19 protein-coding genes are annotated in these 17,291 nt (G+C 60.5%); 14 read left to right on the top strand and 5 right to left on the bottom strand.

The window, feature by feature from the left end; genetic code table 11:
- The 4 genes from ACIP8I_RS14155 to ccoP all read left to right on the top strand — a co-directional run.
- Window positions 1-528, top strand: a 528-nt coding sequence (locus ACIP8I_RS14155) for a cbb3-type cytochrome c oxidase subunit I (protein WP_400761877.1), incomplete at its 5' end; no start/stop codon positions are given.
- Window positions 528-1,136 (top strand): cytochrome-c oxidase, cbb3-type subunit II, encoded by a 609-nt coding sequence (ccoO, locus tag ACIP8I_RS14150; protein WP_024164411.1) that lies wholly within the window; start codon window positions 528-530, stop codon window positions 1,134-1,136. The genes ACIP8I_RS14155 and ccoO, both read left to right, overlap by 1 nt.
- Window positions 1,137-1,142: 6 nt before the next feature.
- Window positions 1,143-1,328, top strand: coding sequence for a CcoQ/FixQ family Cbb3-type cytochrome c oxidase assembly chaperone (locus ACIP8I_RS14145; RefSeq protein WP_003175465.1), 186 nt, complete (start codon window positions 1,143-1,145; stop codon window positions 1,326-1,328).
- Window positions 1,325-2,308 (top strand): cytochrome-c oxidase, cbb3-type subunit III, encoded by a 984-nt coding sequence (gene ccoP / locus ACIP8I_RS14140; RefSeq protein ID WP_108589296.1) that lies wholly within the window; start codon window positions 1,325-1,327, stop codon window positions 2,306-2,308. Before ACIP8I_RS14145 ends, ccoP begins: the two co-directional genes overlap by 4 nt.
- Window positions 2,309-2,364: 56 nt before the next feature.
- On the opposite strand, the gene ACIP8I_RS14135 is transcribed toward ccoP, so the two are convergent.
- Window positions 2,365-3,369 carry a metallophosphoesterase gene (locus tag ACIP8I_RS14135; RefSeq protein ID WP_367083985.1) on the bottom strand — a complete coding sequence of 335 codons (1,005 nt, stop codon included), beginning with the start codon at window positions 3,367-3,369 and terminating at the stop codon, window positions 2,365-2,367.
- Between the two features lie 627 nt (window positions 3,370-3,996).
- Between ACIP8I_RS14135 and ACIP8I_RS14130 the strand changes: the two genes are divergently transcribed.
- From ACIP8I_RS14130 to hemN, 8 genes are all read left to right on the top strand, one after another.
- A complete protein-coding gene (locus tag ACIP8I_RS14130; protein WP_047599120.1) occupies window positions 3,997-4,251 on the top strand; it encodes a type II toxin-antitoxin system Phd/YefM family antitoxin in 255 nt (84 codons plus the stop codon).
- Entirely contained in the window at window positions 4,251-4,661 is a 411-nt protein-coding gene (locus tag ACIP8I_RS14125) for a type II toxin-antitoxin system VapC family toxin (protein ID WP_367083984.1), read from the top strand. Before ACIP8I_RS14130 ends, ACIP8I_RS14125 begins: the two co-directional genes overlap by 1 nt.
- Window positions 4,662-4,883: 222 nt before the next feature.
- Window positions 4,884-6,299 carry a cytochrome c oxidase accessory protein CcoG gene (ccoG, locus tag ACIP8I_RS14120; protein ID WP_367083983.1) on the top strand — a complete coding sequence of 472 codons (1,416 nt, stop codon included), beginning with the start codon at window positions 4,884-4,886 and terminating at the stop codon, window positions 6,297-6,299.
- Window positions 6,300-6,310: 11 nt separating this feature from the next.
- Window positions 6,311-6,850, top strand: coding sequence for a FixH family protein (locus ACIP8I_RS14115; protein ID WP_266276612.1), 540 nt, complete (start codon window positions 6,311-6,313; stop codon window positions 6,848-6,850).
- A 164-nt stretch (window positions 6,851-7,014) separates the two neighbouring features.
- The gene (locus ACIP8I_RS14110; protein WP_400761872.1) at window positions 7,015-9,465 is read left to right on the top strand and encodes a heavy metal translocating P-type ATPase; all 2,451 of its coding nucleotides are present in this window, start codon (window positions 7,015-7,017) and stop codon (window positions 9,463-9,465) included.
- Window positions 9,466-9,487: 22 nt separating this feature from the next.
- A complete protein-coding gene (ccoS, locus tag ACIP8I_RS14105) occupies window positions 9,488-9,700 on the top strand; it encodes a cbb3-type cytochrome oxidase assembly protein CcoS (protein WP_007965536.1) in 213 nt (70 codons plus the stop codon).
- Window positions 9,693-10,376, top strand: a complete 684-nt coding sequence (locus ACIP8I_RS14100) for a sulfite exporter TauE/SafE family protein (protein ID WP_103368393.1) — start codon at window positions 9,693-9,695, stop codon at window positions 10,374-10,376. Before ccoS ends, ACIP8I_RS14100 begins: the two co-directional genes overlap by 8 nt.
- Before the next feature lie 283 nt (window positions 10,377-10,659).
- Entirely contained in the window at window positions 10,660-12,042 is a 1,383-nt protein-coding gene (hemN, locus tag ACIP8I_RS14095) for an oxygen-independent coproporphyrinogen III oxidase (RefSeq protein ID WP_400761870.1), read from the top strand.
- Here hemN and ACIP8I_RS14090 read toward each other — a convergent pair.
- The gene (locus ACIP8I_RS14090; RefSeq protein WP_400761868.1) at window positions 12,039-12,521 is read right to left on the bottom strand and encodes a hypothetical protein; all 483 of its coding nucleotides are present in this window, start codon (window positions 12,519-12,521) and stop codon (window positions 12,039-12,041) included. The genes hemN and ACIP8I_RS14090 overlap by 4 nt on opposite strands.
- A 154-nt stretch (window positions 12,522-12,675) precedes the next feature.
- On the opposite strand from ACIP8I_RS14090, the gene fnr reads away from it, so the two are divergent.
- Both fnr and ACIP8I_RS14080 read left to right on the top strand, forming a co-directional pair.
- Window positions 12,676-13,410 (top strand): fumarate/nitrate reduction transcriptional regulator Fnr, encoded by a 735-nt coding sequence (gene fnr, locus ACIP8I_RS14085; protein WP_003223347.1) that lies wholly within the window; start codon window positions 12,676-12,678, stop codon window positions 13,408-13,410.
- Window positions 13,411-13,488: 78 nt separating this feature from the next.
- Window positions 13,489-14,037, top strand: coding sequence for an adenine phosphoribosyltransferase (locus tag ACIP8I_RS14080; RefSeq protein WP_003223345.1), 549 nt, complete (start codon window positions 13,489-13,491; stop codon window positions 14,035-14,037).
- A gap of 136 nt (window positions 14,038-14,173) precedes the next feature.
- Here ACIP8I_RS14080 and ACIP8I_RS14075 read toward each other — a convergent pair whose 3' ends face one another.
- From ACIP8I_RS14075 to ACIP8I_RS14065, 3 genes are all read right to left on the bottom strand, one after another.
- Window positions 14,174-15,322: an acyl-CoA dehydrogenase family protein gene (locus ACIP8I_RS14075; RefSeq protein WP_400761865.1), complete on the bottom strand. Its 1,149-nt coding sequence runs from the start codon at window positions 15,320-15,322 to the stop codon at window positions 14,174-14,176.
- 208 nt (window positions 15,323-15,530) lie between these two features.
- Window positions 15,531-16,133: a recombination mediator RecR gene (recR, locus tag ACIP8I_RS14070; RefSeq protein ID WP_007965550.1), complete on the bottom strand. Its 603-nt coding sequence runs from the start codon at window positions 16,131-16,133 to the stop codon at window positions 15,531-15,533.
- A gap of 66 nt (window positions 16,134-16,199) precedes the next feature.
- Window positions 16,200-17,234 (bottom strand): NADP-dependent oxidoreductase, encoded by a 1,035-nt coding sequence (locus tag ACIP8I_RS14065; protein WP_095138663.1) that lies wholly within the window; start codon window positions 17,232-17,234, stop codon window positions 16,200-16,202.
- Window positions 17,235-17,291 lie beyond the last annotated feature (57 nt).

Genomic DNA, 17,291 nt, shown 5'->3' with positions numbered 1-17,291 from the left:
CCGATCCTGCGCTTCCTCGTGGTGTCGCTGGCGTTCTACGGCATGTCGACCTTCGAAGGGCCGATGATGGCGATCAAGACCGTCAACTCGCTCTCGCACTACACCGACTGGACCATCGGCCACGTTCACGCCGGCGCGCTGGGCTGGGTGGCGATGATCTCGATCGGCGCGATCTACCACATGATCCCGAAACTGTTCGGTCGTGCGCAGATGCACAGTGTCGGCCTGATCAACGCGCACTTCTGGCTCGCGACCATCGGCACCGTGCTGTACATCGCCTCGATGTGGGTCAACGGCATCACTCAGGGCCTGATGTGGCGTGCAATCAACGATGACGGCACCCTCACCTACTCGTTCGTCGAAGCGCTGCAGGCCAGCCACCCGGGCTACATCGTCCGTGCCCTGGGCGGTGCTTTCTTCGCCAGCGGCATGTTCCTGATGGCTTACAACGTCTGGCGCACCGTGCGCGCCTCGAACGCGGCGGAAGCCGAAGCCGCCGCCCAGATCGCTGTTGTTGGAGCTCACTGATGAAGCATGAAGCTGTCGAGAAGAATATTGGCCTGCTGGCGTTCTTCATGGTCATCGCCGTCAGCATTGGCGGCCTGACCCAGATCGTTCCGCTGTTTTTCCAGGACGTCACCAACAAACCGGTCGAAGGCATGAAGCCGCGTTCGGCACTGGAACTGGAAGGCCGCGACGTCTATATCGCCAACGGTTGTGTCGGCTGCCACTCGCAGATGATCCGTCCGTTCCGCGCTGAAACCGAACGCTATGGCCACTACTCGGTCGCCGGTGAAAGCGTCTGGGACCACCCGTTCCTGTGGGGTTCCAAACGTACCGGCCCGGATCTGGCTCGCGTGGGCGGTCGTTACTCCGATGACTGGCAGCGTGCGCACCTGTACAACCCGCGCAACGTGGTGCCTGAGTCGAAAATGCCGGCTTACCCGTTCCTCGTGGAAAACAAGCTCGACGGCAAAGACACGGCCAAGAAAATGGAAGTGTTGCGCACGCTCGGCGTCCCTTACACCGACGAAGACATCGCCGGTGCAAAAGATGCCGTGAAGGGCAAAACCGAAATGGACGCGCTGGTGGCCTACCTTCAGGGCCTGGGCACCATCATCAAAAGCAAACGGTGATTCTTTATGGATATCGGGATGATTCGCGGCCTGGGCACCGTTGTCGTGATGGTGGCCTTCATCGGTTTGGCATTGTGGGTGTTCAGCCCCAAGCGCAAGTCGGAGTTTGAAGACGCAACCTTGTTGCCTTTTGCGGATGATCCCGAAGCCATCAAGCACGTCGAGCAAGCTTCTAGGAGTAACAAAGAATGACTACATTCTGGAGTCTGTACGTCACAGTCCTCAGTCTCGGTACGATCTTTTCCCTGACCTGGCTGCTGCTGTCGACCCGCAAGGGCCAGCGCAGCGAACAGACGGAAGAGACCGTGGGCCACTCCTTCGACGGGATCGAGGAGTACGACAACCCGCTGCCGAAATGGTGGTTCATGTTGTTCGTGGGCACCATCGTGTTTGCCTTGGGTTATCTGGTGCTGTACCCGGGCCTGGGCAACTGGAAAGGCCTGCTGCCGGGCTACAACTACCTTGATAACGACAAGCAGACCGCGTTCGCCAACGGCCAGACCGGCTGGACCGGCGTGCACGAGTGGGAAAAGGAAATGGCCCGCTCGGACGCCAAATTCGGTCCGATCTTCGCCAAGTTCGCGGCGATGCCGATCGAGGAAGTCGCCAAGGATCCGCAAGCACTGAAAATGGGTGGCCGCCTGTTCGCCTCCAACTGCTCGGTGTGCCACGGTTCCGACGCCAAGGGCGCCTATGGTTTCCCGAACCTGACCGACGCCGACTGGCGCTGGGGCGGCGAGCCGGAAACCATCAAGACCACCATCATGGGCGGTCGTCACGCGGTGATGCCGGCCTGGGCCGACGTCATTGGTGAACAAGGCGTAGCCGACGTCGCAGCTTTCGTCGTGACCCAGCTCGATGGCCGCAAACTGCCGGAAGGCACCAAGGCTGACCCGGCCAACGGCCAGAAACTGTTCGCCGCCAACTGCGTGGCCTGCCACGGTCCGGAAGGCAAAGGCACCCCGGCCATGGGCGCACCCAACCTGACCCACCCAGCCGCGTTCATCTACGGTTCGAGCTTCGCGCAACTGCAGCAGACCATCCGTTACGGCCGTCAGGGCCAGATGCCTGCGCAGGAACAACTGCAAGGCAACGACAAGGTGCACCTGCTGGCAGCGTACGTGTACAGCCTGTCCCACGGTGAAAAAGCGCCGGAGGCCGAGGCGCAGTAAGGCCAGGGCTTGATGTAATGAAGAATCCCCCGCCAGTGCTCTGGCGGGGGATTTTTTTATGGGTTACTGGCCCGGATCGACTTCACCGGCACGATGGCCACCGGCGTACGTTTGCGCCACTGATTGTCCTCGACCAGACTCACCTCCAATTGCTTGCGATCCTTGGAAAACGTGGCGGTCAGGTACGTCTGCTGAGAAGCTGAACCGCTGAGAAACATCGGCACGCTCCCCATATAGGTCTGGCTACCACCCTCGTCGTGGAAGTGGCCGGCGAACATCGCCGTCACCTGATACTTTTCAATCATTTCGCGAAAGCGCTTCTCTTGATCCCAACTGCCTTTCCACTCATAGGGCTTGTGCATGTTGATAATGATCGCGTAGCCCTGCGCTCGCGCTATTCGCAAATCATTTTCCAGCCAGTCCAGCGACGCCGTGATATCGAATGTGGTCGGATTCAACGCGTGAGAAATCTTCACCGCATAAGTTGGTTCATTGTTCAACTGCACCAGATGCACTTCACCAATATTCTTTGAATAAGCAAGACTACCCAGATAGTGTTTATTCACAAAACTGCCAGTGACTTCCAGATCAAATTCATCGACTTTACCGACATGATGATCACGGTAATCAACAATACTGCCCGCTGCGCAACTTTCACTGAAACAGTCATTCACGTTGTTCTGGTAGTCGTGATTGCCCAATCCGTAGAGCACGTGATCGCCAAAGTGTTTTTTCAGCATCGAACCGACATAGGAGCGCTGCCAGCCATGGCCGAACGCGGTCATGTCGCCGTTGATCATCAGGGGCACGGCGCCCTGCCCGCCCATCTCGCTGCGAAACTGGGCAATGCTCGCGAACTGGGTTTCCACCAGCCATTTCGCGCGCTTTTCGAAATCCGCGCTCGACTCATCCTCGCCACTGTCCGACTTTTCTGTCCACGGGTATTGCGGGTCTGATGCAAATACCATGTGCTGCGGCATACCTTCATTGGCACTGGCGAGAGAAGTCAGGGACATCAGACACAGACAAGCGAAAAGCTTTTTAACTTCCTTGATTTTCATAACACTCCATTATTCCGTTAAATTTCAAAACATGAACATGCAACCAACACGCTGCAGAACAGCCACTAAGCTATTCGAAAAAAACAGGAAAACAAAAGCCACTAATTAACTAATCATATTTCTGAAATATTAAAATCGCCTTCGAAATTAATACTTTGAGACACATGCCTGATGGACTCGATTCGCTATGCTCTGTAGGGTCGTCCACAGCCCGTTGACCCTCATCGGAGCCACTTCAAGGATGAAGCCGCTATGTTGAATGACAGCACAGACCCTCTGCCGGTTGATCAGAAACTCACAGACAACGATCAGGCAATCGATCCATCGAACCACCCCGTGGAATCGATTGCCGTGACACTGGGTAATCCGTTGCAACCCGACTCCAGAAGCACCACAAAGCCCCACAGAAATACCGGCAGTCTCGAGAGCCTGGGCGGCGGCAGACTTCCCTGAGTCTTGAAGCCACGCCTGAATCAACCCGAGCCGGCCTGCGCCTTGTGCGAGGCTGGCTCGACTAATGCCAGCCACGGACCGACCAACGGACGGCTGAGTCCTGTCTTCCTCGATTGCCGCCCCCAAAGCGAAGTAGTAACGTTGCTACATCTGTATTGCGAGAGGTCAACCATGATGGCAATCACCACCATCTCCAGCCGTGAATTCAATCAGGACACCAGCAGCGCCAAAAAGGCTGCCCGTCTGGGTCCAGTGATCATCACCGACCGTGGCAAGGCCTCTCATGTCCTGTTGAGCATTGAGGAATATCAGAAACTGAGCGGCGCAAACACGAGCATTGTCGATTTGTTGGTCATGCCGGAGGCTGCCGACATCGATTTCGAAACCGAGCGCGCAGTCATCATTCATCGTCCCGTGGATCTGTCCTGATGTACTTACTCGACACCAATGTGATTTCCGAACTTCGCAAGCCGCAAGCCGATGCCAATGTGGTCAGTTGGGCCAAAGGCGTCATCGCCCCGCGCCTGTACATTTCCGCTATTACTTTGAAAGAACTGGAAACCGGAGTACTGCGAATGGAACGGCGTGATCCTGCTCAAGGAAAGCTGTTGCGCAGTTGGCTGACGCGTCACGTCATTCCGGCATTCGAAGCCCGAATCTTGCCGGTCGATGCCGCGGTGGCACTGCGTTGTGCCAGCCTGCATGTACCCGACCAGGCCAATGAAAGCGATGCATTGATAGCTGCCACGGCCCTGGTGCATGGACTCACAGTGGTCACCCGCAATGTCGGTGATTTCCGCTCGAGCGGCGTCACCCTGATCAACCCGTGGGAACAATGAATTAGCCGCCCCCCCAAAACCGTCCATACTCAACAAGTCAATTGATCTGCATCAGGCTTTGCTGCATTCGCTACACCAATAATGCTTTTTCCCCAACGCGACCAAAGGTCGCACCCTTGAGTTAGAGCGACAGGCGTATCATTGCGCCACTGCGACACCCCTTTCTGACCGCGGTCGGCACGTATCGACCGAGGCATTTGTCCACTGCCGTGGGATGCAATGATGAGTAACCAGATTCCGGTACACGACGTCACACCACCGAGCAAAAACGCGAACAACAGCGTCGACCTTTACGCCTCTCGAGAAAAAATCTACACCCGTGCCTTCACCGGCCTGTTCCGCAATCTGCGGATGATCGGCGGCGCCGCGCTGTTTCTGTTGTATTTCGGTACGGTGTGGCTGAACTGGGGCGGGCATCAGGCGGTGTGGTGGAACCTGCCGGAACGCAAGTTCTTCATCTTTGGTGCGACCTTCTGGCCGCAGGACTTCATTCTGCTGTCGGGGCTGCTGATCATTGCCGCGTTCGGCCTGTTCTTCATCACCGTTTACGCCGGCCGCGTCTGGTGCGGCTACACCTGTCCGCAAAGCGTGTGGACGTGGATTTTCATGTGGTGCGAGAAGGTCACCGAGGGCGACCGCAACCAGCGCATCAAGCTCGATAAAGCGCCGATGAGCGGCAACAAGTTCCTGCGCAAGCTCGCCAAACATTCGCTGTGGCTATTGATCGGTTTCGTCACCGGCATGACCTTCGTCGGTTACTTCTCGCCAATCCGCGAACTGGTGTTCGAGTTCTTCACTGGCCAGGCCGATGGCTGGTCGTACTTCTGGGTCGGTTTCTTCACCCTCGCCACCTACGGCAACGCCGGCTGGCTGCGCGAGCAGGTGTGCATCTACATGTGCCCGTACGCACGTTTCCAGAGCGTGATGTTCGACAAGGACACTCTGATCGTTTCCTACGACCCGCGGCGCGGCGAAGCCCGCGGCCCGCGCAAGAAAGGCGTCGACTACAAGGCCATGGGTCTGGGCGATTGCATCGATTGCACCATGTGCGTTCAGGTGTGCCCGACCGGCATCGACATCCGTGACGGTCTGCAGATCGAGTGCATCGGTTGCGCGGCGTGCATCGACGCCTGTGACGCGATCATGGACAAGATGGACTACCCGCGCGGCCTCATCAGCTACACCACCGAACACAACCTGTCCGGCCAGAAAACCCATAAACTGCGACCACGCCTGATCGGCTATGCGGTGGTGCTGCTGGCGATGATCAGTCTGCTGGTGACGGCGTTCTTCATGCGCTCGCTGGTCGGCTTCGACGTCAGCAAGGACCGCGTGCTGTACCGCGAGAACGCCGAAGGCCGGATCGAAAACGTCTACAGCCTGAAGATCATGAACAAGGATCAGCGCGACCACACCTACGTGCTGGAAGCCGCCGGCCTGCCGGATCTGCGTTTGCAAGGCAAACGCGAGATCAAGGTCCCGGCCGGCGAAATCTTCAGCATGCCGGTGGAGTTGTCGAGCGCACCGGAACAATTGCCGTCGAGCACCAACGAGGTGAAATTCATCCTCAAGGACGCCGACGACGACAGTGTCCACGTTGAAGCCAAGAGCCGATTCATCGGCCCACAAACCCGTTGAGAGAACTGAACATGCCTGCAGCAAACGCCGCCAGTCCTTGGTACAAGCACCTTTGGCCATGGATCATCATCGGGATTCTGGCCTGTTCGGTGACCTTGACCCTGTCGATGGTGACCATCGCGGTGAACAACCCGGACAACCTGGTCAACGACAACTACTACGAGGCCGGCAAAGGCATCAATCGCTCGCTGGACCGTGAACTGCTGGCGCAGGATCTGAAGATGCGCGCCAACGTCCATCTCGATGAACTCACCGGCGAAGTCGACCTGCGCCTGAGCGGCGACAGCCAGCCGAAAACCCTGGAACTGAACCTGATCTCGCCGACCCAGCCGGAGAAGGATCGCAAGATCGTCCTGACCCGCAGCGAAACCGAGGCCGGTCGTTACATCGGCCAGTTGGGCGACAAGGTCGAAGGCCGACGTTTTGTCGAATTGCTGGGCACTCAGGACGACCACGTGTGGCGCATGTTCGAAGAAGAACAGGTCAGCCACGACAAGGATCTGCTGCTCGGCGATGAACCGCTGCAGGGCGCCGAAGACCTGGATAAATAAAAAGCTGCACTGTGGCGAGGGAGCTTGCTCCCGCTGGGGTGCGAAGCGCCCCTATAACCAGCTTCCCGGTTCATTCAGGCAGAATGAGTTCGCTGCCATACGACTGCTTCGCAGCCGAGCGGGAGCAAGCTCCCTCGCCACAATAGATTTGCACGGCATCACAAATGACCACCCCACTTCCCTGCTACCACTGCGCCCTGCCCGTCCCGTCAGGCAGTCGCTTCACCGCCGTTGTGCTCGGGGAGGCCCGCGAGTTCTGCTGCCCCGGCTGCCAGGCCGTGGCCGAAGCCATCGTTGCCGGTGGTCTGGAAAGCTATTACCAGCATCGCAGCGAAGCCTCGGCCAACCCCGAAGCCTTGCCGGTGCAACTGACTGATGAGCTGGCGCTGTACGACCGCGCCGACGTGCAACAACCCTTCGTCCGTCACGAGGGCGAACTCGCCGAAACCACCCTGTTGATGGAAGGCATCAGTTGCGCCGCCTGCGGCTGGCTGATCGAGAAACATCTGCGCACTCTGCCGGCAGTGGCCGAGGCACGGTTGAACCTGTCCAACCATCGCCTGCATGTGCAATGGGCCGACGCACAATTGCCGCTGAGCCATATCCTCGCCGAACTACGGCACATTGGCTACGCCGCGCACCCGTATCAGGCCGACCGCGCCAGCGAACAACTGGCCAGCGAAAACCGTCTGGCCCTGCGCCAACTCGGCGTCGCCGGGCTGCTGTGGTTCCAGGCGATGATGGCGACCATGGCCACTTGGCCGGAATTCAACATCGACCTCAGCCCCGAGCTGCACACGATTCTGCGCTGGGTTGCGCTGTTCCTCACCACGCCAATCGTGTTCTACAGCTGCGCGCCGTTCTTCAAGGGCGCCATGCGCGACTTGCGCACCCGCCATCTGACCATGGACGTCTCGGTGTCACTGGCGATTGGCAGCGCCTACATCGCCGGGATCTGGACCTCGATCACCGGGGTCGGCGAGCTGTATTTCGATGCGGTCGGGATGTTCGCGCTGTTCCTGCTCGCCGGCCGCTATCTGGAACGCCGGGCCCGCGAGCGCACCGCCGCTGCCACCGCGCAGCTTGTGAACCTGTTGCCAGCCTCGTGCCTGCGCCTCGACGCCGACGGCCAGAGCGAACGCATTCTGCTCAGCGAATTGCGCCTGGGTGACCGGGTGCTGGTGCAACCGGGTTCGATCCTGCCGGCGGACGGCAAGATCCTCGATGGCCAGTCGAGCATCGACGAATCGCTGCTGACCGGCGAATACCTGCCGCAACCGCGCACGCTGGGCGATGCGGTCACTGCTGGCACGCTGAATGTCGAAGGCGCGCTCACCGTCGAGGTTCTGGCGCTGGGTCAGGACACGCGCCTGTCGGCCATCGTCCGTCTACTTGATCGCGCCCAGGCCGAGAAACCGCGCCTGGCGGAAATCGCCGACCGCGCTGCGCAGTGGTTCTTGCTGTTGTCGCTGATTGCCGCCGCAGCGATCGGCCTGTTGTGGTGGCAGCTGGATTCGTCGCGGGCGTTCTGGATCGTGCTGGCGATGCTGGTCGCGACTTGCCCTTGCGCGCTGTCGCTGGCAACCCCGACGGCGTTGACCGCCGCCACTGGCACCCTGCACAAACTCGGTCTGTTGCTGACGCGCGGCCATGTGCTGGAAGGCCTGAACCAGATCGACACGGTGATCTTCGACAAGACCGGCACGCTCACCGAGGGGCGGCTGGTTTTGCGTTCGATTCGTCCACTGGGCACGTTGAACAGCGACCAGTGCCTGAGCCTTGCCGCGGCCCTCGAAAACCGTTCGGAACACCCGATTGCCCGCGCCTTCGGTCGTGCGCCACTGGCGGCTGAAGAGGTGCACGGCACGCCGGGGCTGGGTCTCGAAGGACTGGTGGGCGCGCAGCGGTTGCGCATCGGTCAGGCGGAGTTTGTCTGCGCCCTCAGCGGTTCGCCGATCCCCGCGATGCCGGATGAGCCGGGTCAGTGGCTGCTGCTCGGTGATGACTCGGCAGCGCTGGCGTGGTTCGTTCTCGACGACCGCCTGCGCGACGATGCCCCTGCCCTGCTCGCCGCGTGCAAGGCCCGTGGCTGGCGCACATTGCTGCTGTCCGGCGACAGTTCGCCGATGGTCGCCAGTGTCGCCGCCGAACTGGGCATTGACGAGGCCCGTGGCGGTCTGCGCCCGGATGACAAACTGCAAGTGTTGCAACAACTGCACGCACAAGGGCGCAAAGTGCTGATGCTCGGCGACGGCGTGAACGACGTGCCGGTGTTGGCTGCTGCCGACATCAGCGTGGCCATGGGTTCGGCCACTGATCTGGCGAAAACCAGTGCCGACGCGGTGCTGCTGTCCAACCGCCTCGACGCGCTGGTGCAAGCCTTTACGTTAGCGCGCAGAACCCGTCGGGTAATCATCGAGAACCTGCTGTGGGCGGCGCTGTACAATGGCCTCATGTTGCCGTTCGCCGCCCTCGGCTGGATCACCCCGGTGTGGGCTGCGGTCGGCATGTCGATCAGTTCGTTGACCGTGGTGCTCAACGCCCTGCGCCTGACTCGCCTGCCGAGTGCGCCGGTCGCCAGCACCCGCTCAGAAACCCGCCCGTTGCCGGCTTGAGCCGCACGGGCCTGGAGTACCGATGCCAGCTCTCTACGTGATGATCCCGGCCGCCCTGCTGATCGTGGCCATCGCCGTGTACATCTTCTTCTGGGCGGTGGACAGCGGGCAGTACGACGACCTCGACGGCCCGGCCCACAGCATCCTGTTCGATGATCAGGACCCGAACCACACCGCCGCCGTGGACGAAGCCAAAGCCGACAAACCGCAGGACAAGGCGCCACCCCATGCTTGAGCTGGCGCCGCTGCTGGTTTCCGCGCTGATCCTCGGCCTGCTCGGCGGCGGGCATTGCCTGGGCATGTGCGGCGGCCTGATGGGCGCGCTGACCCTGGCGATTCCCAAGGAGCAGCGCAGCCGACGCTTTCGTCTGTTGCTGGCGTACAACCTCGGTCGGATTCTCAGTTACGCGACCGCTGGTTTGCTGATCGGCCTCGCCGGCTGGGCGGTAGCGAACAGCCCGGCGGCGATGGTCATGCGCATCCTCGCCGGGTTGCTGCTGATCGCCATGGGCCTGTATCTGGCCGGTTGGTGGAGCGGCCTGACCCGCATCGAAAGCCTCGGTCGCGGACTGTGGCGTTACATTCAGCCGGTGGCCAACCGGTTGCTGCCGGTGTCGACACTGCCCCGTGCATTATTGCTCGGCGCGCTGTGGGGCTGGCTGCCGTGCGGACTGGTTTACAGCACGCTGCTGTGGTCGGCGAGCCAGGGCAATGCGCTGGACAGTGCGTTGTTGATGCTGGCATTCGGGCTGGGCACATGGCCGGTGCTGCTGGCGACCGGGCTGGCGGCCGAGCGGGTGACGGCGTTGCTGCGTAAACGCAGCGTGCGCATGGCTGGGGGGTTGCTGGTGATTCTATTCGGGATCTGGACCCTTCCTGGCCCTCACCAACATTGGTTGATGGGTCACTGACCTGACCACAGCCCTGAGAAGATTCATTGTGGTGAAGGATTTACTTTGGTGAGGGAATTTATTGTGGTGAGGGGATTTATCCCCGATGGTGTGCGAAGCGCACCCCGGCATTCCTCCAGTGACACCGCGTACATAGGCTTTACGACTGCTTCGCAGCCGATCGGGGATAAATCCCCTCACCACAAAGCAGTCACTTCTCGTCGCCGTTGATGCAAATCAACAGCCCCCCCGCCGCACCCCGATAGACTCGCCACACTGCCAGCCTATCCGGGGGAATGCCCGCATGCTCGACGCCATTCGTTGGGACACTGATCTGATCCGCCGCTACGACCTGGCGGGGCCGCGCTATACCTCGTACCCGACGGCCGTGCAATTCAACAGCCAGGTCGGCACCTTCGACCTGTTCCATGCCCTGCGCGACAGCCGCAAGGCGCAGCGCCCGCTATCGCTGTACGTGCACGTGCCGTTCTGCGCGAACATTTGTTACTACTGCGCCTGCAACAAGGTCATCACCAAGGATCGCGGGCGTGCACAGCCGTATCTGCAACGGCTGGAGCAGGAAATCCAGTTGATCGCCTGCCATCTGGAGCCGACGCAGAAAGTCGAGCAGCTGCACTTCGGCGGCGGCACTCCGACCTTTCTCAGCCACGACGAACTGCGTCAGTTGATGGCGCACCTGCGCAAACACTTCAATCTGCTGGATGACGATTCCGGCGATTACGGCATCGAGATCGACCCACGCGAGGCCGACTGGTCGACCATGGGTCTGTTACGCGAACTCGGCTTCAACCGGGTCAGCATCGGCCTGCAAGATCTCGATCCAGCGGTGCAACGGGCGGTGAATCGCCTGCAAAGCCTTGAAGAGACCCGCGCGGTGATCGACGCGGCGCGCACCCTGCAATTTCGCTCGATCAACATCGACCTGATCTATGGCCTGCCCAAGCAGACCCCGGAGAATTTCGCGCGTACCGTCGAAGAAGTCATCAGCCTGCAACCTGATCGTCTCTCGGTGTTCAACTATGCGCACTTGCCGGAGCGTTTCATGCCGCAGCGGCGAATCAACAGCCACGAGCTGCCGAGCCCTGCGCAGAAACTGGAAATGCTGCAGCGCACCATCGAACAACTGACCGCCGCTGGTTACCGCTACATCGGCATGGATCACTTCGCCCTGCCCGACGACGAGTTGGCAATCGCTCAGGAAGAGCAGACCCTGCAACGCAATTTCCAGGGCTACACCACCCACGGTCATTGCGACCTGATTGGTCTTGGGGTGTCGGCGATCAGCCAGATCGGCGATCTCTACTGCCAGAACAACAGCGATCTGAATCAGTACCAGAACACCCTCGCTGCCGCGCAACTGGCGACCAGCCGTGGCCTGGTGTGCAATGCCGATGATCGCCTGCGCCGCGCAGTGATCCAGCAGTTGATCTGCAATTTCAGCCTGGAATTCGCCGAAATCGAGCAAGCGTTCAACATCGATTTTCAGGGTTATTTCGGCGCGCTGTGGCCGCCACTGCAGGGCATGGCCAACGATGGGCTGATCACGCTGGAACGCGACCGCATCGAAGTGTTGCCAGCCGGACGCCTGCTGGTGCGCTCGGTGTGCATGGTGTTCGACGCGTATCTGGAACAGCAGAACCGCCAGCGCTTCTCTCGGGTGATCTAGTTTTTCGTCAGCAACGAGCCGAGCTTGAGGTTTTGCTCGGAGGTGAGGCCGGACTGATCCATGACTTTGGACAGCGCCAGATTGGCGCTGATCAGCCCGGTATTCAGTGCGGCGATGGCACCGCGTAGCGCGGCGAGCATATTGACCTTGGCTTCATTGGTCATGGTTTTGTCAGACATGACGGCGGCCATCCGGGCTTTCTTCTCGGCGATCTCTTTTTGCAGTTTGCGGATCATTTTCAGCAACTGCTGGACGTTCTCGGGCAAGCCGCTGTCTTCGATGTCGGCGTTCTCGCCCCCGGCGCTGTAGGATTTTTCGATGGAGGCGCCGGACAGCGACACTTTGACGCCCTCGACCAAGGTCGGGGTTGCCAACGGCGCAGAGGCGGGATTCTGCTCGCTGTCGGTCCCTGTCCTGGCGGTGCTCGGCACAGACGCAACGCCGTTGTTACCGGGATTCAGCGTGTCAATGGCGGCCATCGAGAGGTTCCTTGCATGCGTGTTGATACCTGTTTATCGGCCACTTGCCCTACGGCTTTACGCCCGTGGGACAAACTCGCCACAGGCTGGCCTGAACGTCCTCCCGTGGGTTACCCTTACGGCTTATGTGTGTTTTCCCATAAGGATTTAAGAAATGTCCGAGCCAGTCAAACTGCGCGCTCACAACCAGGCCCATTGCAAGGATTGCAGCCTGGCCCCTCTCTGCCTGCCACTTTCTCTGAATCTGGAAGACATGGATGCGCTGGACGAAATCGTTAAACGTGGCCGCCCGTTGAAAAAGGGCGAATTCCTGTTCCGCCAGGGCGACACTTTCGATTCCGTTTATGCAGTACGCTCCGGCGCCCTCAAGACCTTCAGCCTGAGCGACAGCGGCGAAGAACAACTGACCGGTTTCCACCTGCCGAGCGAACTGGTCGGTCTGTCCGGCATGGACACCGAGAAACACCCGGTGTCGGCTCAGGCCCTGGAAACCACCTCGGTCTGTGAAATACCTTTCGAACGCCTCGACGAACTGGCCTTGCAACTGCCGCAGCTGCGCCGTCAGTTGATGCGGGTGATGAGCCGCGAGATCCGCGACGACCAGCAAATGATGCTGTTGCTGTCGAAGAAAACCGCCGACGAGCGCATCGCCACGTTCCTGGTCAATCTGTCGGCGCGCTTCCGGGCTCGCGGGTTCTCGGCCAACCAGTTCCGCCTGAGCATGTCGCGTAATGAAATCGGCAACTACCTGGGCCTGGCGGTGGAAACCGTGTCGCGGGTGTTCACCCGCTTCCAGCAGAACGAACTGATCGCCGCCGAGGGCAAGGAAATCCATATCCTCGACCCGATCCAGCTCTGCGCCCTGGCCGGCGGCTCGCTCGAAGGCTGATCTCGATCCGCGGTTGAGCGAAGCGTTTCAGCCGCGGGTATACTGCGCCGTTTGCAGCCCTGCCAGGACACCTCGACGATGGTCTTCGACTCCTTCGACATCAAATCCCTGATCCGCCCCGTGATCGACTTTCCGAAACCGGGCGTGATCTTTCGCGACATCACCCCGCTGTTCCAGTCGCCCAAGGCCCTGCGCCTGGTGATGGACAGCTTCGCCCACCGTTATGTGGAAGCCGACTTCACCCACATCGGCGCGATGGATGCGCGCGGCTTCCTGATCGGTTCGGTGCTGGCCTACCAGTTGAACAAGCCGCTGGTGCTGTTCCGCAAGCAAGGCAAACTGCCCGCGGACGTGCTGGCCGAAGGTTACGCGACCGAGTACGGCGAAGCGTTCCTCGAAGTCCATGCCGACAGCCTGTGCGAAGGTGATTCGGTGGTGATGTTCGATGACTTGATTGCCACCGGTGGCACGCTGATCGCCGCGGCCAACCTGATCCGCCGCATGGGCGCGCGGGTGCATGAGGCGGCGGCGATTATCGATCTGCCGGAGCTGGGGGGTTCGCAGCGTCTTGAGGACATGGGGATTCCTACTTTCTGTCTGACGCAGTTTGCCCTGACGGATAAGTAAGCGTCGCATTCACTGGCGCCATCGCTGGCAAGCCAGCTCCCACAGTGATTTCGGTCGTTCACAAATATTGTGTACCCCCCAAAAAACCTGTGGGAGCTGGCTTGCCAGCGATGCCGTCAGCTGCATCACCAATGAATTAAAGCCCCATCTGCTTGCTGATGATCTCGTTCATCACCTCCCGCGTCCCGCCGCCGATCGACAGAATGCGGTTATCCCGATACAGCCGCTCCACCAGGCTCTCGCGCATGTAACCCAGGCCACCAAGAATCTGCACCGCTTCGCTGGTGATCCGGTCGGAGGTATCCGTGGCGAAGTTCTTGGCCATGGAAATCTCCTTGATCACGCTCTGCCCCGCCGCCATTTTCGCCGCTTGCCGGTAGGTGAATTCCCGCGAAACTTCCAGCGCTGTGGCCATCTCCGCCAACCGATGCTTGATCACCTGAAACTTGCCGATCGGCTTGCCGAACGCTTCGCGCTCACGCGCCCACTTCAGAGCTTCTTCGAGGGCCAGTTGGGAAGTCATGTTGGCCATCAGCGCCAGCGCCAGCCGTTCGCTCTGGAAATTGCCCATGATGCAGGCAAAACCCATGTTCTCCGCGCCGATCAGATTGCCCACAGGCACCCGACAGTCGTCGAAGAACAGTTCAGCGGTGTCCGAGGCCCACCAGCCCATTTTCTTCAACTGGCGGCCTACCGTGAAGCCTGGGGTGCCCTTCTCGATCAGCAACAGGCTGATGCCGCCGAAACCCGGCGCTCCGGTGCGCACCGCGACGGTGTAGAAATCGGCACGTACGCCGCTGGTGATGAAGGTTTTGCTGCCGCTGACACGATAGAAGTCACCGTCACGCACGGCACGGGTCTGCAGGTTGGCGACGTCGGAACCACCGCCGGGTTCGGTAATCGCCAACGCGCTGATCTTCTCGCCGCTGAGCACTGGCGGCACGACGCGGTCGCGCACCTCGGGCCGGGCCCATTTGACGATCGGGGGCAGGCCGATATCCAGCGAGCCCAGCCCGGCGACCAGGCCGCCGGAGCCGCAGCGCATCAGTTCTTCACTGGCGGCGACCTTGGCGAATACATCACCTTCGTGGCTGCCGCCCAGCGCTTCCGGGTAGCCAATGCCGAGAATCCCCGCCGCCCCGGCCTTCAGGTACAGCTCACGGGGGAAGCTTTCGGCTTCTTCCCACGCATCGATGTCCGGCAGGATCTCGCGCTCGACGAAACGTCTGACGCTGTCGCGGACCATTTGGTGACTGGGGTCGAAGTATTCCTGGAAGGCAGGCATCGGCGAACTCCACTGGAGGGTTGGCCGACGTTAACCGAGCGCTTGCTTGGTTTTCAACAACATTGTGTGAATCAGATAAACCGAGGTGCGCCCATCGCTGGCAAGCCAGCTCCCACAGGTTTATTTGGTGTGCACAGCATTGTGAACGACCGAAATCACTGTGGGAGCTGGCTTGCCAGCGATGGGGCCAGATCAGGCACTACACCTGTCAGAGGGAAATCGGTTTACGCCCGGCAAACGAATGCGCCAGCGTCCCGCCATCCACCAGCTCCAGTTCCCCACCCAGCGGCACACCATGGGCAATCCGCGAGGCGATCAGGCCTTTGTTGGCCAGAAGTTGGGCGATGTAATGCGCAGTAGCTTCACCTTCCACCGTCGGGTTGGTGGCAAGGATGACTTCGGTAAAGGTGCCCGCCTCTTCAATGCGCGCCATCAACTGCGGAATACCAATGGCTTCCGGCCCCAGACCGTCGAGTGGCGACAGATGGCCCTTGAGCACGAAGTAGCGGCCACGGAACCCGGTCTGTTCCACTGCATACACGTCCATCGGCCCTTCCACCACGCACAGCAGCGTGTCGTCGCGGCGCGTGTCGGCGCACTGCGGGCACAGATCGTCTTCGGTCAACGTCCGGCACTGGCGGCAGTGACCCACCCCTTCCATGGCCTGGCTCAAGGCCTGGGCCAGGCGCGTGCCGCCGCTGCGATCACGCTCTAGCAACTGCAACGCCATGCGCTGGGCGGTTTTCTGACCCACACCCGGCAAAGTGCGCAGGGCGTCGATCAGTTGGCGAATCAAAGGGCTGAAGCTCATGGGTAAAAAGTCCGACAAAACAACGAGACGCGGTTTATACCCGCGCCTCCGGCCAGCGTCAAATGCTCAGTCCTGGGCGACCTTCACCACCAGTTTGCCGAAGTTGCGCCCTTCCAGCAGACCGATAAACGCCTCGGGCGCCTGCTCCAGGCCTTCGACCACGTCTTCGCGGAATTTCACCTTGCCGTCGCGCACCCACGGCACCATATGGCTGATGAATTCCGGCTGGCGGTCGCCATAGTCGTCAAACACGATGAAGCCCTGAATCCGCACGCGCTTGGTCAGCAGGGTGCGCTGCAGCATCGGCAGACGATCCGGGCCTTGCGGCGCTTCAGTGGCGTTGTAACCGGCGATCAGCCCGCACAGCGGAATTCGCGCCTTGGGATTGAGCAACGGCACCACGGCATCGAACACATGCCCGCCAACGTTTTCGTAATAGATGTCGATGCCGTTCGGGCAGGCCTTGGCCAATTGTTCGGCAAAGTCCGGCGCCTTGTGATCGATGCAGGCATCAAAACCCAGTTCCTCGACCACGTATTTGCATTTGTCGGCGCCACCGGCCACACCCACGGCGCGCAGGCCCTTGATCTTCGCCACCTGACCGACCACCGAGCCGACGGCACCGGAGGCGGCGGCAACGACGAGGGTTTCGCCTTCTTTCGGCTGACCGATGTCGATCAGGCCCATATACGCAGTCATCCCCGGCATGCCCAGCACACCGAGGGCCATTGACGGGCTCGGCAGGCCGGACGGGATTGGCATGATGTTACGGCCGTCGCTGATGCTGTGGCTCTGCCAGCCGGTGAGGCCGACCACCAGATCGCCTTGGTGGAATTTCGGATGACGGGAATTCTCGACTCGGCTGACAGCCCCGCCGGTCATCACTTCGCCGATTTGTACCGGCGCGGCGTAGGACGGTGCGTCACTCATGCGTCCGCGCATGTAAGGGTCCAGCGACAGGTACAGGGTCTTGAGCAGCACCTGGCCATCTTCGAGATCCGGCAACGCTTCGCGCTCCAGACGGAAGTTTTCCGGAGTCGGCGCGCCCACCGGACGCGAGGCGAGGACGAAGCGTTGATTGAGGGTCAGAGGGTCGGACATGTCAGCGTCTCCTGTGAATGGGGAATTCAGGGGTATAGGGAGCAGACCTTGGTGACA

The sequence above is a fragment of the Pseudomonas sp. NPDC088414 genome, from assembly GCF_044753325.1.
Lineage (GTDB): Bacteria > Pseudomonadota > Gammaproteobacteria > Pseudomonadales > Pseudomonadaceae > Aquipseudomonas.
The sequence above is the reverse complement of the archived record's forward strand: the minus strand, read 5'-3'. Positions and strand labels throughout refer to the sequence as shown.